Source organism: Halorubrum sp. Atlit-28R (assembly GCF_003665955.1).
Lineage (GTDB): Archaea > Halobacteriota > Halobacteria > Halobacteriales > Haloferacaceae > Halorubrum > Halorubrum tropicale.
On the sequence record NZ_QPLS01000002.1, the window covers coordinates 101269 to 122814 of the forward strand.

19 protein-coding genes are annotated in these 21546 nt (G+C 70.4%); 5 read left to right on the forward strand and 14 right to left on the reverse strand.

Features of this window, described 5'->3' with window-relative positions:
• Positions 1 to 19: 19 nt before the first annotated feature.
• A complete protein-coding gene (locus DVK06_RS04045; RefSeq protein ID WP_121599387.1) occupies positions 20 to 772 on the forward strand; it encodes a sensor histidine kinase KdpD in 753 nt (250 codons plus the stop codon).
• Between the two features lie 45 nt (positions 773 to 817).
• Here the strand turns inward: DVK06_RS04045 and msrB are convergent, their stop codons facing one another.
• Complete coding sequence (gene msrB / locus DVK06_RS04050) at positions 818 to 1228, reverse strand: peptide-methionine (R)-S-oxide reductase MsrB (protein ID WP_121599388.1); 411 nt, start codon at positions 1226 to 1228, stop codon at positions 818 to 820.
• A 107-nt stretch (positions 1229 to 1335) separates the two neighbouring features.
• Between msrB and DVK06_RS04055 the strand changes: the two genes are divergently transcribed.
• Entirely contained in the window at positions 1336 to 1572 is a 237-nt protein-coding gene (locus DVK06_RS04055) for a CDGSH iron-sulfur domain-containing protein (RefSeq protein WP_053771220.1), read from the forward strand.
• Between the two features lie 31 nt (positions 1573 to 1603).
• Here DVK06_RS04055 and DVK06_RS04060 read toward each other — a convergent pair whose 3' ends face one another.
• Positions 1604 to 2689 (reverse strand): DNA topoisomerase IV subunit A, encoded by a 1086-nt coding sequence (locus DVK06_RS04060; RefSeq protein ID WP_053771221.1) that lies wholly within the window; start codon positions 2687 to 2689, stop codon positions 1604 to 1606.
• Entirely contained in the window at positions 2690 to 5131 is a 2442-nt protein-coding gene (locus DVK06_RS04065; protein WP_121599389.1) for a DNA topoisomerase VI subunit B, read from the reverse strand.
• 195 nt (positions 5132 to 5326) lie between these two features.
• Between DVK06_RS04065 and DVK06_RS04070 the strand changes: the two genes are divergently transcribed.
• A complete protein-coding gene (locus DVK06_RS04070; RefSeq protein ID WP_121599390.1) occupies positions 5327 to 6286 on the forward strand; it encodes an oxidoreductase in 960 nt (319 codons plus the stop codon).
• Between the two features lie 55 nt (positions 6287 to 6341).
• On the opposite strand, the gene DVK06_RS04075 is transcribed toward DVK06_RS04070, so the two are convergent.
• From DVK06_RS04075 to DVK06_RS04085, 3 genes are all read right to left on the reverse strand, one after another.
• Positions 6342 to 6881, reverse strand: a complete 540-nt coding sequence (locus tag DVK06_RS04075) for a hypothetical protein (protein WP_121599391.1) — start codon at positions 6879 to 6881, stop codon at positions 6342 to 6344.
• A gap of 117 nt (positions 6882 to 6998) precedes the next feature.
• Positions 6999 to 7193 (reverse strand): cold-shock protein, encoded by a 195-nt coding sequence (locus DVK06_RS04080; protein WP_004045866.1) that lies wholly within the window; start codon positions 7191 to 7193, stop codon positions 6999 to 7001.
• Between the two features lie 136 nt (positions 7194 to 7329).
• On the reverse strand, positions 7330 to 8100 hold the full coding sequence (locus tag DVK06_RS04085; protein ID WP_121599392.1) for an MOSC domain-containing protein: 771 nt from the start codon (positions 8098 to 8100) through the stop codon (positions 7330 to 7332).
• A 222-nt stretch (positions 8101 to 8322) separates the two neighbouring features.
• Between DVK06_RS04085 and DVK06_RS04090 the strand changes: the two genes are divergently transcribed.
• Positions 8323 to 10980: a heavy metal translocating P-type ATPase gene (locus DVK06_RS04090; protein ID WP_121599393.1), complete on the forward strand. Its 2658-nt coding sequence runs from the start codon at positions 8323 to 8325 to the stop codon at positions 10978 to 10980.
• Between the two features lie 75 nt (positions 10981 to 11055).
• Positions 11056 to 11712: an NAD-dependent epimerase/dehydratase family protein gene (locus DVK06_RS04095; protein ID WP_121599394.1), complete on the forward strand. Its 657-nt coding sequence runs from the start codon at positions 11056 to 11058 to the stop codon at positions 11710 to 11712.
• 40 nt (positions 11713 to 11752) lie between these two features.
• Here DVK06_RS04095 and DVK06_RS04100 read toward each other — a convergent pair whose 3' ends face one another.
• The 8 genes from DVK06_RS04100 to acs (DVK06_RS04135) all read right to left on the reverse strand — a co-directional run bounded on the left by DVK06_RS04100 (position 11753) and on the right by acs (DVK06_RS04135) (position 21296).
• A complete protein-coding gene (locus tag DVK06_RS04100; protein ID WP_053771227.1) occupies positions 11753 to 12025 on the reverse strand; it encodes a hypothetical protein in 273 nt (90 codons plus the stop codon).
• 107 nt (positions 12026 to 12132) lie between these two features.
• Positions 12133 to 12594, reverse strand: coding sequence for a universal stress protein (locus tag DVK06_RS04105; RefSeq protein WP_053771228.1), 462 nt, complete (start codon positions 12592 to 12594; stop codon positions 12133 to 12135).
• Entirely contained in the window at positions 12594 to 14405 is a 1812-nt protein-coding gene (locus tag DVK06_RS04110; protein ID WP_121599395.1) for a VC_2705 family sodium/solute symporter, read from the reverse strand. The genes DVK06_RS04105 and DVK06_RS04110 overlap by 1 nt, the downstream gene beginning before the upstream one ends.
• The gene (locus DVK06_RS04115) at positions 14402 to 14848 is read right to left on the reverse strand and encodes a DUF4212 domain-containing protein (RefSeq protein WP_121599396.1); all 447 of its coding nucleotides are present in this window, start codon (positions 14846 to 14848) and stop codon (positions 14402 to 14404) included. Before DVK06_RS04115 ends, DVK06_RS04110 begins: the two co-directional genes overlap by 4 nt.
• Before the next feature lie 106 nt (positions 14849 to 14954).
• Positions 14955 to 16949, reverse strand: a complete 1995-nt coding sequence (gene acs / locus DVK06_RS04120) for an acetate--CoA ligase (RefSeq protein WP_121599397.1) — start codon at positions 16947 to 16949, stop codon at positions 14955 to 14957.
• Between the two features lie 129 nt (positions 16950 to 17078).
• Positions 17079 to 18866 carry a bacterio-opsin activator domain-containing protein gene (locus tag DVK06_RS04125; protein WP_121599398.1) on the reverse strand — a complete coding sequence of 596 codons (1788 nt, stop codon included), beginning with the start codon at positions 18864 to 18866 and terminating at the stop codon, positions 17079 to 17081.
• Between the two features lie 160 nt (positions 18867 to 19026).
• A complete protein-coding gene (locus DVK06_RS04130) occupies positions 19027 to 19266 on the reverse strand; it encodes a DUF2061 domain-containing protein (RefSeq protein WP_053771233.1) in 240 nt (79 codons plus the stop codon).
• A gap of 68 nt (positions 19267 to 19334) precedes the next feature.
• On the reverse strand, positions 19335 to 21296 hold the full coding sequence (gene acs, locus DVK06_RS04135) for an acetate--CoA ligase (protein ID WP_121599399.1): 1962 nt from the start codon (positions 21294 to 21296) through the stop codon (positions 19335 to 19337).
• Positions 21297 to 21546 lie beyond the last annotated feature (250 nt).

A 21546-nucleotide genomic window follows, 5' to 3' on the forward strand; every position in this document is an offset into this window, starting at 1 on the left:
AGGGTCCGTACCGTCCCGTATGAGCGAGGAGGCGAACGCCGACGTGGACGCCGACGGGGCGGCCGAGGCCCCCCGCGATCAGGACCCCGAAGAGCGTCTCAAGCGCCAGCGCGACGACTTACGGCTGCTGAACCAGGTGATGCGCCACGACATCCGCAACGACCTCCAGCTCGTCGGGGCGTACGCCGAGCTGCTCGACGACCACGTCGACGAGGAGGGGGAGAAGTACTTAGACGTGATCAAGCGCAACACCCAGAGCGCCGTCTCGCTCACGACGACGGTCCGCGACCTCGCGGAGGTGATGCTCCGCGAGGACGCCGAGCCGAGCCGAGTCGCGCTCGACCGGGTCCTCTCGCAGCAGGTGGAGGAGGTCCGGTCGGGGTACTCGGAGGCCGTCTTCACCGTCGAGGGGTCGTACCCCGAGGTGGAGGTCGTCGGCGACGAGATGCTGAGCTCCGTGTTCCGCAACCTCCTGCGGAACGCGGTCCAGCACAACGACAAGACGCCGCCGACGGTGACGGTGTCCGCGTCCGTCGACGAGGCCGCGGGCGTCGCCGAGGTCCGAGTCGCCGACAACGGGCCGGGCGTCCCCGAGGACCAGCGCGACGAGATATTCGGGAAGGGAGAGAAGGGGCTCGACAGCCCTGGCGCGGGGATCGGGCTGTACCTCGTGCGGTCGCTCGTCGAGACCTACGGGGGCGACGTGTGGGTCGAGGACAACGCCCCCGAGGGCGCCGTCTTCGTCGTCAGGCTCCCGCTGTGTGAGTCCTGACGGCGACGCGGAGCGCCCCGTGGGTCTCGCCTCCTCCCGCCGCGCTTACTCCTCGTCGTACTCCATCGCGACCGAGTTGATGCAGAAGCGCTTCCCGGTCGGCTCCGGGCCGTCGTCGAACACGTGTCCGAGGTGGGAGTCGCAGTTCGCGCACCGGACCTCGGTGCGGCGCATCCCGTGGCTGGTGTCGACGTGCGTCGTCACGGAGTCCTCCTCGGCGGCGTAGAAGGCCGGCCACCCGCAGCCGGACTCGTACTTCGTCTCCGCCTCGAAGAGGACGGTGCCGCAGGCGCGACAGCGGTACTCCCCGTCGTCGGGGTGGTGGTCGACGTACTCGCCGGAGAACTTCGCCTCCGTGCCGCTCTCGCGGAGCACGCGGTACTCCTCCTCGGAGAGTCGCTCGCGCCACTCGTCGTCCGTCAGCTCGCTCGGGTCCCGCTCGTCGGTCTCGCTCATACCACCGATACGGACCCCACGGGCAAGGGGGTTGCGGCGGTCGGGCGGCGAAGGCGGCGCCTCGACGCCGCCGCAACCGGTTTCCCGCTCGGGCCGGATCGGTCGACATGGCGCGCGAAGTCACGCACGAGGAGCGGGGCCCGGCGGTTCTCGACGACGAGGACAAGGGCGACGACGGCCTGATCTACGTCTGTCGGTGCGGCCTGTCGGACTCGAAGCCGCTCTGTGACGGGTCCCACAGGGCGACGGCCGACGAGGCGGACGGCGTCGTCTACAAGTACGCGGACGACGACCCCGACGGCGAGCGGCGGGAGATAGCGGGCATCGACTACGAGGACGAGTAGCGCGGGGCGCCGTCGAGGACGGCGGTCGCGCCTACAGCACGCCCATCTCGCCGAGCCGCTCGGGGAGGTAGGTGTCCGTGACGAAGTCGAGCCCGCGGCTCGCGAGCGACTGCTGCTCGGACTTCTTGCCGATGTCGAGCTGGAGCTCGATCTGCTCCTCCCAGTAGTCGGTCTGGAAGCGCGGGTCCTCTAACTCCGATTCGAGGGCGTTGATGTCGGAGTCGGAGAGCGGGTCGGAGGGGAGGTCGTACTCGACGATGTCCTCGGGCTGGATCCCGATGAACCGCGCCTCGGGCGTCGCGAGGTACTTCGAGAGGTGCGCGGACTTGATCGAGCCGTACGCGACGGAGCCGTAGATCCGGTACGACCACGGGTCGCCGTCGGTGAACACCACGACCGGGAGGTCGAGCTCGTCGCGGAAGCGCTTCGTCAGCCGCCGCGTGGCGCGCGCCGGCTGCCCGCCGAGGTGGACGACGAGGGCGTCGTGTTCCTCGTCGAACCCGTTCTCGACGAGCCGGTCGCGCATGCCGCCGGTCTCCACGCAGAGGACGAACTCGGCGTCGTTGTCGAGGAACTCGATGGTGTCGGGGTTGTTGGGGATCTGGTAGCCGCCCTGCCCCACGTCGAGCTGGCAGTGGATCTCGCGGTCGCCGCGGTTGGTCTGCTCGCGGATCTCCAGCGGGCCCATCACCTTCGCGCCCGACTCCTCCGGGCGCATGTGGAAGTCCTCGCGGGTGACGCCCGTGACGATTTCGAGGTCCTCCACGAGGTCGTTCGACTCGTCCTGCGAGGAGAACTGCGCCTCGTCGTTGTCCCACGACTCGGAGAGGTAGTACAGCTCACGCAGCGTCGACGAGCGGTCGTCGTCGAGCTGGTTCGCGAGGAACTCGATGGTGTAGGCGGCCTTCAACAGCTTGCGCGCGCCTCGCACCGAGTTCGCGCTGCGCGTCGACGTGCGGTCGCCGTAGGTCCAGACCCCGCTCTCGTCGTCGTACTCGATGTTGCTCTTCGTCCGTGTGGGGAGCGTCATCTCCGGGATCGACCCAGACGCGAACTGGTCGTAGAAGTCCGCCGCCAGGTCGATCAGCTCGTCTCGTGCGTCGCTTTCTGTCGTCATTTAGGCGTTCACCGTCAGTTTCTCCGTCTCCACGCCGCCGACGCTGACCTCGAACTCCGCGTCGCCGTCGACCGCGTACGTCAGTTCCCGCTCGTCGCCCGAGGGCACCTCGGGCTTCCACTGAACGAACCACTCGCCGTCCATGTCCACCGCCGTCCCGTCCGAGAGGTCGGTCGGCTCGGTCGAGACGATGTCCGTGATCTCCAGCTGCTCGTTCACGTCGGAGTGGTTCTCGACGACGAGCGTCACCGTCTCGCCGTTCACCTCGCGCTCGACGCTCACGTTGTTCATGATCCGCGCCAGGGCCCCGTCGATGTCGGGGCGCGGTCGGCCCGTGACCTCCGAGACCTTGTCGGCCATCTCGGGGAGGATCCGACCCAGCACGTCCTGTTTCTCCCGGCGCTGTTGCATCGAGCGCCGCTTGCTGAGGTACGACTTCAGCTCGCGGGCGGCCTCACGCACCGCGAGCTCTATCTCGTCTTCGATCTCCGGGACGTTCGCGAGCGCGTCCTTCGACTCGCTCGTGAACGGAACGTTGGTGGAGGCGACGTGAACGCTGATGACGGCCGGTCCGTTCGGCATCCCGGAGCCGCCGGGCTGGTCGAGCCCGTAGTTCCGCCACCCGATCCCCTTTATCACGTCCGTCGTCGCGCAGGCGCCGCGCTGGTAGACGAGCGGGACGCGGTTCGCGAACCGGAGCAGCTCCACCGAGCCGTCCGACGGGATCTCCCCGCCGTAGGCGATGCCGGCCTCGACGATGAACGGGTCGCCGCCGTGGACGTCGGCGTCTCGGGTCGCGGCCGCGTAGAAGTCCGCGTCGTACTCCTTCCGGAGCCCGGCCTCGACCAGCTCCGCCGTGATCGGCGCGAGGCAGTCGGTCGGGGGGGCGAGGATGTCCGTGGTCCGCATCGCCTCGAGCAGGTCGGCTGCGGCGTCGCGGTCGCCCGCGATCGCCGTCACCTTCGGCGGGTCGTCCGGCACCGTCCGCGCCCGCGACCAGAACGCCTCGACCACGTTCTCGCGCGCGGTCTCGCCGAAGGTCGCGTCGCGCTGCTCGGCCACGAACGACGCCGCGTCCGCGACGAGCCGTTCGAGGTCGTCGCGGGTGATCCGGAACGCCTCGCCGTCGAGGTTCTCGAACCGGCGCGCGAGCGCCTCCGCCATCGCCTGGACCGCCGCGTCGTCCTTCCGCGTCGACGTCGCCTCGTCGACGAGCGCGTACACGTCGGGGACGAGCGGCGACTCCGCGTCGCCGTCCGACCCGCCGTCGTCCGCCTCGTCGCCGAGTCCGGTGACCGCTCGCCACGCGGCGTCGACCGCGTTCTCGCGGACGGTTCCGCCGAACGTCTTGCCCGTGTCGTCCGCGACGGTCTCGGCGGTGTTGTCGACGATCTCGGCGACCTCGGACCGTGCGACCCGGTCGTTGTTCCCCGCCGTCTCGGCGACGCCCTCGGCGAAGGCGGTCGTCGCCGCCTCGCCCTTGTTCGCGACGGCCGCCGAGACCGCGGCCGCGACGTCGCGGTCGTCGTGGGCGCGCGGCGGCGACCAGGCGAGCTCTCGACCGTAGTACACGTCGCGGAAGTTGCCGATCACGCTGTCGGCGGTCTTCTTGCCGACCCGGGTGAACTCCTCCTGGAGGAACCCGGAGACGGAGTACGACTCGGTCGCCTCCAGCATCTTGATCAGCGTCCCGAGCTCGACGCCGTGCGGGTGCGGGCGGATCTCGTTCGTCTCCGCCGGCAGCTCGTCGGTCGCGCGCTCGAACTTCATCGGCTCGTCGAGCCCCGGCTCGCGGAGTTCGAGCCGCGCGTGCGGGTTGACGACCGCGGTGTGTTTCACGTAGTCGTGGAGCTGCTGGCGGGCGCGCATGTTCGCCTCCATCTCCAGCTCGATCCGGGTGCCGTGGGGGCGGTCCCACGTCGTCTCCTCGTCGGCCTGGATCTCCGGCTCGTTCGTGTCCGTGTCGATGATGAGCTCGAAGTACTGCGCCCGCGACTGGCCCTTCGGGCGCGAGGTGATCTTCGCCGGCTGACCGGAGGTCAGCTGCGAGTAGAGCACGGCCGCCGAGATGCCGATCCCCTGCTGCCCGCGCGACTGCTCGCGCGCGTGGAACCGGCTGCCGTACAGGAGCTTCCCGAACACCTTCGGGAGCTGTTCCTTCGTGATTCCCGGCCCGTTGTCCTCGATGACGAGCCGGTAGTAGTCGCCCACCTCCTCTATCTCGATGTAGATGTCGGGGAGGACGCCGGCCTCCTCGGTCGCGTCGAGGGCGTTGTCGACCGCCTCCTTGACGGCGGTGACGAGCCCGCGGGCGCCCGAGTCGAACCCGAGCATGTGTTTGTTCTTCTCGAAGAACTCGGCGATGGAGATCTCGCGCTGGCCCTCGGCCAGCTCCTCCGCGATCCCCTCCTCGTCGCCGATCGTCGACTGGAAGGACGTCATTCGGTATCCCTCCCTTCCCCCGAAGCACCTAAAAACGCACCGGCGGCGCAGTGGAAGTGGAGCCCGGCGTCAGACGCCGTCTCCTCCGGGTGTGTGGGTCGCTCTATCAGGGCGTCTCACGGCGCTACGGGACGGCCTCGCGGAGTCGGTTCGCCCGCCGACAGGTTTCTCACTGCGACGCCCCATTCTCGATCCATGACGGACTGGACGGCCGACGAGATGCCGCGACTGGACGGGAAGACGGTGGTCGTCACCGGCGCGAACAGCGGGCTCGGCTACGCGGGCACGCGAGAGTTCGCCGCGAAGGGCGCGACCGTCGTGATGGCGTGTCGGAGCGTCGAGCGCGCCGAGGACGCGGCCGACGAGATCCGGTCCGAGGTCCGGGGAAGCCTCGACGGCGACCTCGACGTCCGCGAGTGCGACCTCGCCTCGCTCGACTCGGTGCGGGCGTTCGCGGAGGGGCTGGCGGACGACTACGACGCCATCGACGCCCTCTGTAACAACGCCGGCGTGATGGCCATCCCGCGGAGCGAGACCGAGGACGGGTTCGAGACGCAGTTCGGCGTCAACCACCTCGGCCACTTCGCGCTCACGGGGCGGCTGTTCGACCTCCTCGCCGACGCCGAGGGAATCGGCGGCGACGCGCGCGTCGTCACCCAGTCGTCCGGCGCCCACGAGCAGGGCGAGATGGACTTCTCCGACCTCAACTGGGAGCGCTCCTACGGGAAGTGGCGGGCGTACGGGCGCAGCAAGCTCGCGAACCTGCTGTTCGCCTACGAGCTCCAGCGCCGCCTCGACGCGGCCGACGACGAGGGGGACGGTCCGGGGATCCGCAGCGTCGCCTGCCACCCGGGGTACACGGACACGAACCTCCAGCTGCGCACCGCCGAGGAGAGCGGGAACCCCCTGATGAAGGTCGGGATGAAGGCCGCGAACGCGGTGCTGGGTCAAGACGCCGACGTCGGGGTCGAGCCGATGCTGTACGCGGCGACGGCCGACGTCGACGGCGGCGCCTACGTCGAACCCGGCGGGCTGATGAACATGCGCGGGCACCCGACTGTGGGGCGCTCGAACGACGCCTCCTACGACCGCGACGACGCCCGGGAGCTCTGGGCGTACTCGACCGAGGCGACCGGCGTCGAGTACCCGTTGTAGGCGGTCGTCGAGCGTCGCCGCAACCGGCGCGGTCCCCGCGCACCGGTCCGTGGCGTCAGTGAAGCGTCCCCTCCCGGTCGTGCGCGTCGTGCGCGAACAGCGCGTACCCCACGTCGACCGCGCGGTGTCCGGTCTCGGCGGCGATGTCGCGGATGGGTTCGATCATCGTCACGTAATCGTCGGCGTCGAACGACTCCTTCCGGCCCTCGAGGTAGCCGAGCCGCTCTAACGACGCCCAGACGCGCGTGTCGACGACGGCGTGGCGGTCCCCGTCGAGCGCCGCGAGCACGCACGAGGCGGTCGGCGCCTTGAAGCCGGCGAGACCGGTGATCAGGTGGATCGTCGAGAAGTCTCCGTCCACGGCGCGGGCGTTCCGCGTCACCTCGCGGCACCGGGACTCGGGGTTCTTCTCGACGTGATAGGCGCTCCGAGTCGAGGACTCGTAGGCGATCTCGTACAGCTGCTCGCGCGTGAGGTGTCCCTGCGACCGGTACGCCTCGCCGAACTCCGCTAAGCGCTCCGGGAGGACGCCCTGGGTCTCGGCGTAGCGGTCGAGGTTCTCGGCGACGAACGCGTCGCGGTCGGCGGGCTCCATGGCCGGCGATTCGGGTCCGGCGACCAAAACGGCGGCGCCGCGGCTCGCGGTGATGATATACGGGGAACGCGTTTCGAGAGCTGTCCGAGTTCGTCGGTAGCGGATGCCGCGACCGAGCTACAGCCGAGTGAGGTTCGTCGCGCGCGGACCCTTGTCCGCCTCCTCGATCTCGAACTCTACCTCCTGTCCCTCCTCGAGGTCCGGGCCGCCGACGTCTTCCATGTGGAAGAACACGTCCTCGTCAGCGTCGTCAGTCTCGATGAATCCGTAGCCGCCGGTGTCGTTGAAGAAGTCGACCTTGCCTGTCGCCATCGCGTCCTAACTCTCTCCCGACGTGGTCATAAGTGTTGTGTGCTGCGGCGGACCGCAGTCACACGCGCTGTGGCGCGCGTATTCGGCCCATACGAAGGTCTCCGCCGCTCGATCGGCGGCGCTCGAGTGACGAGGCTCACTCGCGGACCGCGACCTCGTCGCCGACGCGGATCGTCTCCCCGCGGTGGCGTTCCGGGATCCGCGCGATGGTCGTCAGCGAGTAGTAGTGGTCGAACGCGTCCGCGTCGGCCCACTCGGGGAACGTCGCCTTGCGGCGCTGCACGAACCGCTCGCGGAACTCGGGGGTCGGCTCGCCGGTGTCGGGATCGCGTTCGGGGACGACGCACCGCCCGCACGGCGTCACGCCCTCGACGCGGACGCCGCCTATCTCGAACGCCGGCGCCCCCTCGCCGACGAACCGGTCCTCCCAGAACGCCGGGACGCCCGAGACCTCCACGTTCGCCCGGAGCCGGCGACGCGCGCCGTCGACGGTCACCCCGTCGAACCACGACGCGACCGCCTCCAGCGTCGCGGTGCTGACGACCGACGGGCCCATGTCCCGGCGGTCGACGTACCCGAGCGACTCGTCCCGCCTGAGCCGGAGGTCCGCGTCGAAGAAGTCGCCGAACCACGCTGCGGCGCGGGCCGGCTCAGCCTCCAGATCGAACCGCCGAACGGCCCCGTCGGGCGTCTCGACCCGCAGCGCGCCCGACTCGGGGTCGAAGTCGGTCGCGAGGTCGTGGACCCGGTCGGTCCGCTTCCCGTTGACGACGTCGCCGTCGGCGTCGAACAGCGCGAACTCGCGGTCGCGTTCCAGCGTCCCGCCGTCGAGGACCCGTGCGGCCTCGACGTCGACCCCGTCTAACCCCTTCACCGGAAACACCGTGAGTCGCTCCACGCGAGCCATAACTCGGGGAGGGGCGCCGCGTCCAATAGCCTTCCGTCGACCGCGGTTTCGAAGACTCGCTCCCCCGCGGAGGCGGCGTCGTTCCGCTCGATCCCGGGCTCGGTGGATCTCGGTCAGGCTCACGGCACCGAGATCGCTTTCGATCCGAAGAAATCGGCCGCTCGAACCTTTGGTTTCGAAGTGGAAAACGCACTAAGGGTGTAGCCCGTAGGACTACCTAAGATGAGCACCAGGACCACCCACCTCGACATCACGGGGATGAGCTGCGCCAACTGCTCGGCGAGCGTGTCCGACGCCGTGGGGTCGCTCGACGGCGTCTCGCGGGCGGACGCGAACTACGCGACCGACGAGGCGACGGTCGAGTACGACCCCGAGGCGACCTCGCTCGCCGCAATCTACGACGCGATCGAGTCGGCGGGCTACGGCGCGGTGGCCGAGACGGCGACCGTGGCGATCACCGACATGACGTGCGCGAACTGCGCGGACGCCAACCGCGACGCCTTGGAGTCCGTGCCCGGCGTCGTCGAGGCCAACGTGAACTACGCGACCGACGAGGCGCAGGTGCGGTACAACCCCGCCGAGACCTCGCTGTCGGCGCTGTACGACGCCGTCGAGGACGCGGGCTACTCCCCGGTCCGAGAGGGCGACGGCGAGACGGCCGACGGCGAAGGCGAGGGATCGGGCGAGAGCGCGCGGGACGCCGCGCGAAACGCCGAGATCCGCAAACAGCTCCGGCTGACGCTGTTCGGCGCCGCGCTGTCCGCGCCTCTCCTCTTTTTCATGGTCGACAAGCTGCTCCTCGGTGGCGCGGTGGTGCCCGACCGCATCTTCGGCGTCAGAGCCGTATGGGCCCAGTTCGCGCTCGCGACGCCGGTACAGGTCGTGCTCGGCCGGCCCTTCTACGTGAACTCCTACAAGGCGCTCGTCACGAACGGCCGCGCCAACATGGACGTGCTGATCGCCTTGGGCTCGACGACGGCGTACGTCTACTCCGTCGCCGTCCTCCTCGACCTGGTCGCCGGGAGCGTCTACTTCGACACGGCGGCGCTCATCCTCGTCTTCATTACCCTCGGCAACTACCTCGAAGCCCGCTCGAAGGGGCAGGCCGGCGAGGCGCTCCGGAAGCTGCTGGAGATGGAGGCCGACACCGCCACCCTCGTCGACGGGGACGGGACCGAACGCGAGGTGCCGATCGAGGAGGTCGAGGTCGGCGACCGGATGAAGGTCCGCCCCGGCGAGCAGGTCCCGACCGACGGCGTCGTGGTCGAGGGCCAGTCCGCCGTCGACGAGTCGATGGTGACCGGCGAGTCCGTCCCCGTCGAGAAGTCGGAGGGCGACGAGGTCGTCGGCTCCACCATCAACGAGAACGGGCTCCTCGTGGTCGAGGCGACGAAGGTCGGCGCCGACACCGCGCTCCAGCAGATCGTCCAGACCGTCAAGGAGGCGCAGTCCCGTCAGCCCGACATCCAGAACCTCGCGGACCGGATCTCCGCGTACTTCGTGCCCGCGGTCATCGCGAACGCGCTGCTGTGGGGCGTCGTCTGGTTCCTCTTCCCCGAGGCGCTCGCCGGGTTCGTCGACCGGCTCCCGCTGTGGGGCCAGGTCGCCGGCGGCCCCGTCGGCGGGACCGTCTCGACGTTCGAGTTCGCGGTCGTCGTCTTCGCCTCGTCGGTCCTGATCGCCTGCCCCTGCGCGCTGGGGCTCGCGACGCCGGCCGCGACGATGGTCGGGACCACCATCGGCGCGCAACACGGCGTCCTGTTCAAGGGCGGCGACGTGCTCGAACGCGCGAAGGACGTCGACACCGTCGTGTTCGACAAGACGGGGACGCTCACGGCTGGCGAGATGGAACTCACCGACGTGGTCGCCGTCGGTGACGACGGCGGGACCATCGCCGACGGCGGGACCGTCGCCGAGCGCGGCGACGCGGCGGACGAGGGCTCGGCGGCCGGTGGCGGCGCCGAGGCCCCCGAGGACGAGGTCCTCCGGCTCGCCGCGAGCGCGGAGCGCGGCAGCGAACACCCGCTCGCCCGCGCCATCGTCGAGGGCGCCGAGTCGCGTGGCCTCGACCTCGCCGACCCCGAGGAGTTCGAGAACGTACCCGGACACGGCGTGCGAGCGACCGTGGACGGGGACGAGGTGCTGGTCGGCAACCGGAAGCTGCTGCGGGACGCCGGCGTCGACGCCGCGCCCGCCGCGGAGACGATGGAGCGGCTCGAACGCGAGGGCAAGACGGCGATGCTCGTCGCCCGCCTGCCCGCCGGCGACGAGGACGGGGAACTCCTCGGCGTCGTCGCCGACGCGGACACGGTGAAGCCGAGCGCGGAGCGCGCGGTCGGCCAGCTCCGCGAGCGCGGCGTCGACGTGATGATGATCACGGGCGACAACGAACGCACCGCGCGCGCCGTGGCCGAGCAGGTGGGGATCGACCCCGACAACGTCCGCGCCGGCGTCCTCCCCGAGGACAAGTCCGACGCGGTCGAGGCGATCCAGGCGGACGGCCGCCGGGCGATGATGGTCGGCGACGGCGTCAACGACGCGCCCGCGCTGGCGGTCGCGTACGTCGGCACCGCCATCGGCTCCGGGACCGACGTGGCCATCGAGGCCGCGGACGTGACGCTGATGCGCGACGACCCGCTCGACGTGGTGAAGGCGATCCGCGTCTCGGACGCGACGCTCCAGAAGATCAAACAGAACCTCGTGTGGGCGCTCGGCTACAACACCACGATGATCCCGCTCGCGTCGCTCGGGCTGCTCCAGCCGGTCCTCGCGGCCGGGGCGATGGCGGTCTCGTCGGTGTCCGTGCTCACGAACAGCCTCCTGTTCCGCCGGTACGACCCCGAGGGCGACTACCGGCTCCTCGGGTTCCTCCGCCGCTGACCGGCGCCGAACGGCGCTTTCCTCCCCCGCGCGGCGTCCCGAAGCCCCAAGGCGGGGCGGCGCATATGCCGCGACATGGCCACCCTCCTCGTCGTCGGCGGCAGCGGCTTCATCGGGCGCGACGTCTGCCGGTTCGCGGTCCGCGACGGCCACGAGGTCCGCAGCGTCTCGCGGAGCGGCCGCCCCGACGTCGACGCCGAGTGGGCGGACGCCGTCTCGTGGACGAGCGCCGACCTCTTTCGCCCGAACGCCTGGCGCGACCGCCTCGACGGCGTCGACGCCGTGGTCCACGCGGTCGGGACGCTCACCGAGTCGCCGAGCGACGGGGTCACCTTCGAACGGGTCAACGGCGACGCGGCCGTCCTGACGGCGCTGGAGGCGGAACGCGCCGGCGTCGACGCCTTCGTCTTCCTCTCCGCGGCGGCGAAGCCCCCCGGCGTGCGGAGCGCCTACCTGACGGCGAAGCGCCGCGCCGAGTCGTCCATCGCGGACCTCGACCTCGACGCCGTGACGCTCCGCCCGGGCCCGGTGTACGGCGAGGGACAGCCGCACCTCCCGGGCGTCGCCGACCGCGTGCTCCGGTTCCTCGCGAGCGCGCGACCGATCGCCTCGCGGCTGGGCGAGGCGCGGCCGCTGGCCGTCGGCACGGTCGCCCGGGCGTCGTACCGCGCCGCGCTGGACCCGGACGAGCGGCTGCTCGACGTGTCGGACATCCGTGAACTCGCCGGGTGACGCGCGGGTGACGCGACCCGAGCGTCGCCGAGCGCCCCCGCTACCGGGCGCTGCGCTCCTTGGCTACCTCCAGCGAGATGAAGAAGCCGAAGTACGCCGGGATCCCCGCGAGCATGAACATGTACAGCACCCACCGCGGGGCCGTCGGAAAGGCGAAGTCGTACAGCAGCGACGCGAGCCCCACCCACGCGAGCGCGAACAGCAGGTCCTGCGCCATGCCGGTGCCGTTCTCGCTGAGCACCGTCCGGGCGCGGTCGGCGACGCTCGGGTCGGTCTCGTCGTTCGGCGTCTCCGCGGCGTCCGAGTCGGGCATGGATAGAGTGTGCGTGAAGGGGTACGTCGGCCTTGCGGAATCGCGCGGGGCCGTCCGCGCGACGAAGCGGTTCTCGGTCCGGGAGAGGCGGTCCCGGCGCGGCGACCTCAGTCTTCTTCGAGGTAGTCGACGACGAGGACGGGGACGTGCGTCGAGCGCAGCGTGCGCTCGGTGACGCTGCCGAGCAGCGCGCGGCGCACGCCGGCCCGGCCGTGACTCCCCATCACGATGAGGTCGATACCGTGCTCCTCTGCGTAGTCGCCGATCACCTTGTGCGGGCGACCGCCGGAGACGTGCTCGACGACGTCGACCGCGCGCTCACCGGCGCGGTCGGCGACGGCGCCGGTCGCCTCGTCGGCCCGCTCCTTCAGCTCGCCCATCTCGTCGAACCGACCCTGCTTGAGCCGGTCGACCTGTTCGGTGCCGAGGCTGAAGTTCACGGAGTCGATGTCGACCACGTACAGCGCGTGGACCTCCGCGTCGTACCGCTCGGCCAGGTCGAGCGCGTGGTCGACCGCGGCCTCCGCGACGTCGCTACCGTCCGTGGGCACGAGGATGCGTTCGTACATCACCGCTCCCCCTCCGTGGTGTCGTCGGGGGCAGCGCCGTCCACTGCGCGGTCACCCTCGGCGGCCGCGTCGTCCACTGCGCGGTCACCCTCGGCGGCCGCGTCGTCCACTGCGCGGCCGCCATCGGTCGCCACGTCCTCGCCGCCGTCCGCGGCGACGACGTCCTCGGCGGTCTCCTGTTGCCCCATCGGCTCGGGGCTGTGACACTGCCGGACGATCCGCTTCGTCTCGAGCGACGGCTCGTCCGTGGCCATCGAGACGACGATGGTAACGACGAACACGATCGGGAGCGTGATGAGCGCAGAGCCGATGGCGGGCATCCACGTCGCGAGCCCCGTCGACAGCGGCGCCTCCAGCGAGCCGATGTACGTCGGGACGATCTGGTTGATCATCGGGATCGCCCAGAGCGTCAGCCCGGTCGTCATCCCGGCGAGCGCGCCCTGCCGGTTGGCGTTCTCCCACCACATGCCGAGGAAGAACATCGGGAACAGCACGGAGCCGGCGAGCGAGAACGCGTAGCCCACGAGCGCCGCGATCGACGAGGCGGGGTTGAGCGCGGCCAGCGTCGTCAGCGCGCCTAGGGCGACGATCGAGAGGCGGCCGACGAGGATCTGCTGGCGCTGCGTCGCGTCTTCGTTGATGATGTTCGTGTAGATGTCGTGGCTGATCGCCGACGAGCCGGCGATGAACAGCCCCGCGACCGTCGCGATGGCCGCGGCGATACCGCCCGCCGCGACGATGCCGACGAACCACTCCGGCAGCCCGGACAGCTGCGCCGCCAGCACGACGATGACCTCGCTGGCCGCGCTCGTCATGCCGGGGTCGCCGTACGTGGCGCCGACGTTCTGCGAGTAGAGGTCGGTGCCGAACGCCGCGAACGCGGGCGCGCTCCAGTAGAGGATACAGATGAAGAACAGCCCCCAGACCGTCGACCAGCGGGCCGTCCGCTCGCTCTCGACCGTGTAGAACCGGACGAGCACGTGCGGGAGCCCGCACGTGCCGACGATGAGCGAGAACGTCGTCGCGACCCAGAGGTAGTAGCTCGACCCGGCGAACGGCTCGGAGAACTCGCTGCCGAGCTGGCTGATCAGCGCGCCGTACTCCAGCTGCGGCAGCACCGTGGAGTAGCCGTTCGTGTAGCCGACGACGAACAGCCCGACGACGAACGCGAGGATGAGGATGACGTACTGGACCGCCTGATTCTTCGTGGCGCCCAGCATGCCGGACAGCGTCAGGTAGCCGACGGTGACGACCATCATCGCGACGACCATCACCTGGTACCCGTCGAGGCCCGGGATGAGCCCGCCGTAGTTACCGAAGATGTACAGGCCGACCAGCGCCATCCCCTTCGCCTGCCCGATGGCGTAGACGAAGCCGATGAGGAACGTCGTCACCGCCGCGATGGCGCGCGCGGTGTCGGAGTTGAACCGGTCGCCGACGAAGTCGGGCGCGGTGTACTTCCCGAACCGGCGCAGCTGCGCCGCGAGGAAGATGAGGAGGATGAAGTAGCCCGTCGTCCAGCCGACGACGAACACCAGCCCGTAGAAGCCCGCCAGCGCGATCGACGCCGCCATCCCGAGGTACGACGCCGCGGACATCCAGTTCGCGCCGATCGCCATCCCGTTCTCGACGTTCCCGATGGACCGGCCGGCGACCCACATGTCGTCGGTGTCGGCCACGCGGAAGACGAACCCGATCGTCAGGAACAGTCCCAGCATCCCGATCACGAGCAGCGCCGGCCCGATCTTGAACGAGATGTCGAGCGCCTCGGGGAGGAGTTCGCTCTGAAGGGGCAGCGAGCCCGCCGTCATTCGTCGACCCCTCCGTCGGTCGCCGCGACGTCATCGTGCTCGATGCCGTACTTCTCGTCGAGCGCGTCCCGCTTTCGCGAGTACCAGAACGCCAGGACGAGGGCGCTGGTCGGCGCGCCGAACGCGACGAGGAAGTAGTGGAGCGGGAACTGTAAGATCGGCATCGTCTGCGTCATCACGCCGGGCGCGAGGTTCGTCAGGGTCACCGGCCCCCACACCGCGAGGACCCAGATCGCGAACCCCGTCCAGACGATGCGGAGGTGATCGCGCATGTACGGCGTGCTCGGGTTCAGGATGTTCACTTCCGCCCCGAGGTAGTCGGTGTTGGTGTGCGCCTGTGCGGCTCCCGACGTCGCGCTGCCGCCGTCGGTGGCTGCTTCGCCGGCCGCGCGGCCACTATCAGTGACCGCGTCGCCTTCTTCGCGTGAGGTATTATCTGTCATGTTTTGGTCCGTTGTGAGCTTGTCTGTGTGGTTTTTTCGTGATGGTTTCCGTCGTGCGGTCCGCCGTGGTCGCGGACGGAACAAACGGAAAACGGCTCGCCGAGCGCTACTCGGCGTCGGCCTTCTTCTGGATCTCCTCGACGATCTCGGGGTTCCGAAGCGTGCTGGTGTTGCCGAGCTCCTCGCCGTCGGCGATGTTCTCGAGCAGGCGCCGCATGATCTTGCCGGACCGAGTCTTCGGCAGGTCCGGCGTGAACACGACCTGTTCGGGGCGGGCGATCGGCCCGATGGCGTCCTCAACGCCGGCGACGATCGCCTCGCGGAGCTCGTCGGTGCCCTCGTAGCCGTCCTCCGTGGTCACGTAGGCGTACACCGCCTCGCCTTTGATTTCGTGGTCGCCGCCGACCACTGCGGCTTCGGCGACGCCCTCGACGCCGACGATCGCGGACTCGATCTCCATCGTCCCCAGCCGGTGGCCGGAGACGTTGAGCACGTCGTCGACGCGGCCGAGGACGGTGATGTAGCCGTCGTCGTCGATCTTCGCCCCGTCCTCCGGGAAGTACACCCAGTCGTCGGGGTCGTCGCTGTCGGTGTCCGAGTACTCGGCCCAGTACTCCTCGATGTAGCGCTCGTCGTTGTTGTACAGCGTCCGGAGCATGCCGGGCCACGGCTTCTGTACCGTGAGGTAGCCGGCCTTCCCGGGCTCCACCTCGTCGCCGAGCGTGTCGAGGATCTGGACGTCGAGCCCCGGCAGCGGCGGCCCCGCGGCGCCGGGCTTCATGTCCTTGACGCCGGGCAGCGTCGTCACCATCATCCCGCCGGTCTCGGTCTGCCACCACGTGTCGACGACGGGGCACTCCTCGTCGCCGATGTGCTGGTAGTACCACTTCCACGCGCGCGGGTTGATCGGCTCGCCGACCGTGCCGAGCAGGCGCAGCGAGGAGAGGTCGTGGCGGTCCGGGTACTCAGCGCCCCACTTCATGAACGCGCGGATCGCGGTGGGCGCGGTGTACAGCTGGGTCGCCTCGTGTTCCTCGACGATCTCCCAGAGCCGGTCGCGCTCCGGGTGGTCGGGCGTGCCCTCGTACATCATCGTCGTCGTCCCGAGCGCCAACGGTCCGTAGACGATGTACGAGTGGCCGGTGATCCAGCCGATGTCGGCCGAGCAGAAGTACGTGTCATCCGGCTCGATGTCGAGGACCGACTGCGAGGTCCACGACACCCACGAGAGGTAGCCGCCGGTCGTGTGTTTCACGCCCTTCGGCTTCCCCGTCGTGCCCGAGGTGTACATCAGGAACAGCATGTCCTCGGCGTCGCGGGTGACCGGCTCGACCTCGGCGCCCTCGTGGTCGGCCACGAGGTCGTCGTAGTCGACCTGGTCGTCGCCGAGGTCGTGGCCGAAGCCGTCGCCGTTCGGCCCCAGCCGGTCGACGACGACCGTGGTCGTGTCGTGCTCGACGCCCGCGAGCCCCTCGTTCGCCTTGTCGAGGTGGTCGAGCGGGTCGCCGCGGCGGTAGTAACCGTCGCAGGTGACGAGGAACTCCGACTCCGCGGCGTTCATCCGCGTCGCGAGCGCGTCGGCCGAGAACCCGGCGAACACGACGCTGTGCGGCGCGCCGATGCGCGCACACGCCAGCATCGCGATCGGCAGCTCCGGGATCATCGGCATGTACATCGTGACCACGTCGTCCTCCTCGACCCCCTGCTCCCGAAGGGCGGCCGCGAACTCGTTGACCTCGCGGTGGAGTTCCGCGTACGTGTACGTGCGGTCGTCCTCGTCGACTGGCTCGCCGACCCACTCGATGGCGGCCTCGTCGCCGCGCTCGTCGAGGTGTCGGTCGAGGCAGTTCGCCGACGCGTTCAGCTCGCCGCCCGTGAACCACTCGTAGAATGGGGGGTTGCTGTCGTCGAGCACCTGATCGTAGTCGGTTTCCCACTCCAGCAGGTCGGCGGCCGTCTCCCAGCACTCGGGCCAGTTCTCCTCGAACTCCTCGTATATCTCCGGGTCGGACACATTCGCCTGCTCGACGAACGACTCCGACGGCTCGAACACCTCTTGCTCCGCTAATCTCGCTTCCAGTTGGCCGTCTCCCTCTGTCATGGTACGGTCGTATCCAACCAATATCGGCATATAAACGCTGACGCTAAATACGAAAAATCGTGAAGGATTCCGCCCCGGAAGCGCGGGGCTCGCACCGTCGGACCCCCTCGCGACCCGGGCGCCGACCGCTCACTCGCCGGGCGGGGTCGCCCGCCCGTCGTCCCTCCGGGTCGGCCGGTCGGCCTCGTCCTCGAAGACGCCGTCGAGGAGCGCCCGCTGGGCCTTCCGGAGGTGGTTGTGGAACGTCGGCGACGAGACGCCCATCGCGTCGGCCACCTCCTCGGCCGTGCTCCCGCGCGGCCAGTCGAAGTAGCCGCCGTGGTACGCCGCCGACAGCGCCGCCCACTGTCGGTCGGTGAAGCGGTCCGCGACCCCGTCCCGCAGCGCCGACTCCGTGCGCGGCGAGCGCGCGACCGACTCCTTGCTCGCGAGCCTGACGTCAGCGAATCGGTCGCGGAGCCCGTCCGCGACCGGGCGGACGTTCGTTCCCTCGGGGAAGTCGGCGACGACGCGGACCCGCCCCTCGGCGGCGGATGCGTCGCGCACGGTCGCGCCGTGGTCGACGAGCGCCCTGACCAGCGACCCGTCCGCGAGCCGGACCGACGCCGAACAGCCCTCTTCCCGGGTCTCGATCACCCGGAAGTCGGAGACGCCCGGCGACGCCTCGACGACCGTCGCGACGTCCTGCGGGCGGGCCCCCTCGACGGAGAGGTACGCGCGGGACACGTCGTCGTCGACGTCGACCGTCGACGCCAACTCGATCCGACAGCCGAGGCGGTCGCTCGCCCGGGCGAGGAACGCACCGTCGTCGCCGGTGTGGAACTCGACCTCGGTGACCGCGTCGGAGTGGAGCAGTTCCCGCCACCGCTCGGCGGTGATCGCGCGGCCGAGGCAGCCGCCGAGGGCGGCGAGCGCGCGGCGCTCCGACTCGTCGACCGCGTCGCCGTCGGCCGCGACGGCGCAGAGCGCGCCGTGAATCGCGCCGTCGGAGGCCGCCGGCACCGCCACCGCGGGCCGTCCGTCGGTCTCCTGGCGACCGTCGGTCGTCGCCGGCGCGCCGTCCGCGACGGCGTCCAGCCACGGACCGGCGGCGGCGACGCCGCGGTCCGCGAGCGCCTCGCGGTCGACGCCGGCCGCGTCGGTCACGTCCGCCCGCCCGCCGCCGACCGCGCGGCGGACGACCCACGCCTCGGCCCAGCGGTCGGCGTCGACCAGCCCCTCGACGACGGCCGCGGCGGGGGCGGCCGCCCCCGGGTCTGCGAGCGCCTCGAACCCCGGTAACGCGGTCGTTCCGCCCCGTTCCGCGCTCCCGTCGTCGGACCGCCCGTCGCCGGCGATGGCGGCCGCGAGGGCCTCCCCGTCGAGCGGGTCGAGGTACGGGTCGAGGGTGCCGAGCGACTCCCAGCCGCCGGCGTCGCGGACGGCCCGCGGGTCGACGCCGCGGTCGACGAGCTGGCGCCGGGCGAACGTCTTCCGGAGGGCGCTCGGGGTGACCCGCTCGTCGACCGCGCCGTCGGTGAGGCCCGCCGCCCGCGCCGCTGTCTCGCTCACGATCATCTGGACGCGCCGCGGCGAGACGTCGACGTACGGCTCGTCGTCGGCGAGCCCCTGGCTCGTCGCGTACCGGTCGAGGTCGGCGGCCAGCGAGGCCGGTACCACGGTCTCGCGGTCGATCTGTTCCCCGCCGAGCGCGGTCGACCCGGCGTCCCCGCCCTCGTCGCCGTCCGCCGCGGGCACCGCGAGGAGGCGCGCGCCCGCGACCGAGTCCGGCTCGCGCAGGTGGCGCGGGGCGACGCGGGTGATCTCCTCGGTCCGGAGCCCGGCCTCGCCCGCCAGCCTGACGACGAGCGCCGCGCGATACGTCTCCGCGGCGGTGACGAGCGCGTCGTAGGCGTCCGCGTCGAGGCCGTCCACCATTCGTTTCGGAATTCAACAAGCAGCCGAAACAAAACTGTTCCGGAAGTCGGTCTTTCTTGTCGGTCTCGACCGTATATCCTCGGAACCCCCGTCGCATGAAGACAAACAGCGGAACGATTAGTTTCGTTTCTCTGCTGTATTCCGAAACTACGTCCGCCGGTCACCCGGAGGGACTCACGCCCCAGGCGACGCGGTCCCACAGGCGCTCGTAGCCGTAGTACGTGAGCGTCTTCACGGCGTTCGTCACGAGGCCGATGCTCGCCGCCTGACCAACGTCGCCGACGACGAGCCACGCGACCGCGACCGTGATCGTCACCATCAGCGCCCGGTAGCACAGCGTCTTGACCACCGCGCGGCGACGGGCGTGGACCGCGTCCGCCGCGAAGACGTTCGTTCCCATACCCTCGATACGGACCCCACCGGCAAGTAACCACGATACGCTTCACAGCTGAAAAAGAGAAACCGCTATCAGTTTCTCGTCTCTCGGACGGTCGACTCGATCTCCCCCACGACCTCCGGGTTGCGCAGCGCGCTCACGTCGCCGAACTCCTCGCCGCGGGCGATGTCCTCCAGCAGCCGCCGCATGATCTTCCCGGAACGCGTCTTGGGGAGCTCCGGCGTGAACACGATCCGGTCGGGGCGGGCCACGTCGCCGACGGCGCTCGCCACCCGGTCCGCGATGGCGTCGCGCAGGCGTTCGCCGGGCTCGACGCCGCTCTTCGTCGTCACGTACGCGACGATCCGGCCGTCGTCGTCGCCGACGACCGCCGCCTCGGTCACGCCCTCGGCGTCGACGATCGCCGCCTCGAGTTCGCCCGTGTTGAACCGCTGCGCACGGACGTTGATCACGTCGTCGACGCGCCCGAGGATCGTGACGTAGCCGTCCTCGTCGACGGCCGCGCCGTCGCCGGTGCGGTAGCGCCAGCCGTCCTCGCCGTTCAGCCAGTACTCGCGCAGGTAGCGCTCGTCGCCCTCGCGGAGCCCGCGCAGCATGCCGGGCCACGGCGAGGCGATGGTGAGGTAGCCCGACTCGCCGGGGTCGACCGGGTCGCCGTCCTCGTCGACGACGCGGGCGTCGATCCCGGGCAGCGGCGGGCCGACCTTCCCCGGCTTCATCGGCGTGACCCCGGGCAGCGTGGCGAGCGCGATGGCGCCGGTCTCGGTCTGCCACCAGGTGTCGACGACCGGCGCGTCGCCGCCGCCGACGTGGTCGCGGTACCAGCGCCACGCCTTCGGCGTGATCGACTCGCCGACCGTGCCGAGCAGGCGGATCGACGAGAGGTCGTGGGACTCGGGGTACTCCGCGCCCCACTTCATGAACGACCGGATCGCGGTCGGCGAGGTGTAGAAGACGCTCACCGCGTTGCGCTCGATCAGGTCCCAGACGCGGTCCCGGTCCGGGTAGTCGGGCGAGCCCTCGTACAGCACGGTGGTCGTCCCGGTCGCGAGGGGGCCGTACACGCCGTATGAGTGGCCCGTGATCCAGCCGATGTCGGCCGCGCACCAGTAGGTGTCGTCGGGCCGCACGTCCAGGACCGTCCGCGTCGTCCACGCGACGTGCGCGAGGTAGCCGCCCGTCGCGTGTTCGACCCCCTTCGGTCGCCCGGTCGTGCCCGAGGTGTACATCACGAACAGCAGGTCGGTCGCGTCGCGGGCCACGGGCTCGACCGTCTCGCCGTCGTGCGCGGCCACGAGCGCGTCGTACTCGTGCTCGTCGTCGCCCAGCGAGACGGCGAGCTCGTCGCCGAGGCGGTCGACCACGACCGCGGCCGACAGCTCGCTCTCGGCGCGGATCCGGGCGTTGTCCGCCTTCGACTTCTGGTTGAAGGCGTCCTCGCGGCGGTAGTAGCCGTCGCAGGTGACCAGGTACTCGGAGTCGGCGGCGTCGATCCGCGTGGCGAGCGCCTCCGCGGACAGCCCCGCGAAGACGACGTTGTGCGGCGCGCCGATCCGCGCGCACGCCAGCATCGCGATCGGGAGCTCCGGGATCATCGGCAGGTACAGCGTGACCACGTCGTCCTCCTCGACGCCGAGGTCGCGGAGGCCGGCCGCGAGGGCGTTCACCTCGCGGTGGAGGTCGAGGTAGGTGTACGACCGCCGCTCGCCCCGCTTCCCGAACCAGCGGATCGCGAGCTGGTTCCGGCGGTCGTCGAGGTGGCGGTCGACGCAGTTCGCCGACGCGTTCAGCTTCCCGCCGGTGAACCACTCGTAGAAGGGCGGCTCGGAGTCGTCGAGGACGGCGTCGTACTCCCGGTCCCACGTCAGGAGGTCGGCCGCCTCGCGCCACGCCTCGGGGCCCTCCCGGTCGAACCGCTCGTACACCGAGGGGTCGCTCGCCGCGGCCCGATCGCGAAATTCCGCCGGCGGCTCGACGGCGTCGTCGTCAGCACCCCCGAACGCCCGCCACCCGTCGACTCCGACGTCGTCCATGCCAGTATTTCGCAATCCAAGGAATGTATACTTTGTCCGAATCCCCGCCGGCTGAGGGGGACCGAACCCCTGTCGGGCGAGGGGTATCGGACCCTTCTCGGATGGGAGCGACCGGACCCCCGCCGGGTGGAACGGTGGGGCACCGAGACGGATCGGCGGGCGGCGGGGTCCCGTTCGGCCCACGGCTCCGAGAGATCGTCAACGATTGCCGTCTCCGTGGAGCAACGCCATGACTCGCCACTACGCGGTC

Excerpts from the sequence above, each read along its gene's own strand:
- DVK06_RS04045 (WP_121599387.1), top strand. The coding sequence starts at position 20 with ATGAGCGAGGAGGCGAACGCCGACGTGGACGCCGACGGGGCGGCCGAG.
- msrB (WP_121599388.1), bottom strand. The coding sequence starts at position 1,228 with ATGAGCGAGACCGACGAGCGGGACCCGAGCGAGCTGACGGACGACGAG.
- DVK06_RS04055 (WP_053771220.1), top strand. The coding sequence starts at position 1,336 with ATGGCGCGCGAAGTCACGCACGAGGAGCGGGGCCCGGCGGTTCTCGAC.
- DVK06_RS04060 (WP_053771221.1), bottom strand. The coding sequence starts at position 2,689 with ATGACGACAGAAAGCGACGCACGAGACGAGCTGATCGACCTGGCGGCG.
- DVK06_RS04065 (WP_121599389.1), bottom strand. The coding sequence starts at position 5,131 with ATGACGTCCTTCCAGTCGACGATCGGCGACGAGGAGGGGATCGCGGAG.
- DVK06_RS04070 (WP_121599390.1), top strand. The coding sequence starts at position 5,327 with ATGACGGACTGGACGGCCGACGAGATGCCGCGACTGGACGGGAAGACG.
- DVK06_RS04075 (WP_121599391.1), bottom strand. The coding sequence starts at position 6,881 with ATGGAGCCCGCCGACCGCGACGCGTTCGTCGCCGAGAACCTCGACCGC.
- DVK06_RS04080 (WP_004045866.1), bottom strand. The coding sequence starts at position 7,193 with ATGGCGACAGGCAAGGTCGACTTCTTCAACGACACCGGCGGCTACGGA.
- DVK06_RS04085 (WP_121599392.1), bottom strand. The coding sequence starts at position 8,100 with ATGGCTCGCGTGGAGCGACTCACGGTGTTTCCGGTGAAGGGGTTAGAC.
- DVK06_RS04090 (WP_121599393.1), top strand. The coding sequence starts at position 8,323 with ATGAGCACCAGGACCACCCACCTCGACATCACGGGGATGAGCTGCGCC.
- DVK06_RS04095 (WP_121599394.1), top strand. The coding sequence starts at position 11,056 with ATGGCCACCCTCCTCGTCGTCGGCGGCAGCGGCTTCATCGGGCGCGAC.
- DVK06_RS04100 (WP_053771227.1), bottom strand. The coding sequence starts at position 12,025 with ATGCCCGACTCGGACGCCGCGGAGACGCCGAACGACGAGACCGACCCG.
- DVK06_RS04105 (WP_053771228.1), bottom strand. The coding sequence starts at position 12,594 with ATGTACGAACGCATCCTCGTGCCCACGGACGGTAGCGACGTCGCGGAG.
- DVK06_RS04110 (WP_121599395.1), bottom strand. The coding sequence starts at position 14,405 with ATGACGGCGGGCTCGCTGCCCCTTCAGAGCGAACTCCTCCCCGAGGCG.
- DVK06_RS04115 (WP_121599396.1), bottom strand. The coding sequence starts at position 14,848 with ATGACAGATAATACCTCACGCGAAGAAGGCGACGCGGTCACTGATAGT.
- acs (WP_121599397.1), bottom strand. The coding sequence starts at position 16,949 with ATGACAGAGGGAGACGGCCAACTGGAAGCGAGATTAGCGGAGCAAGAG.
- DVK06_RS04125 (WP_121599398.1), bottom strand. The coding sequence starts at position 18,866 with ATGGTGGACGGCCTCGACGCGGACGCCTACGACGCGCTCGTCACCGCC.
- DVK06_RS04130 (WP_053771233.1), bottom strand. The coding sequence starts at position 19,266 with ATGGGAACGAACGTCTTCGCGGCGGACGCGGTCCACGCCCGTCGCCGC.
- acs (WP_121599399.1), bottom strand. The coding sequence starts at position 21,296 with ATGGACGACGTCGGAGTCGACGGGTGGCGGGCGTTCGGGGGTGCTGAC.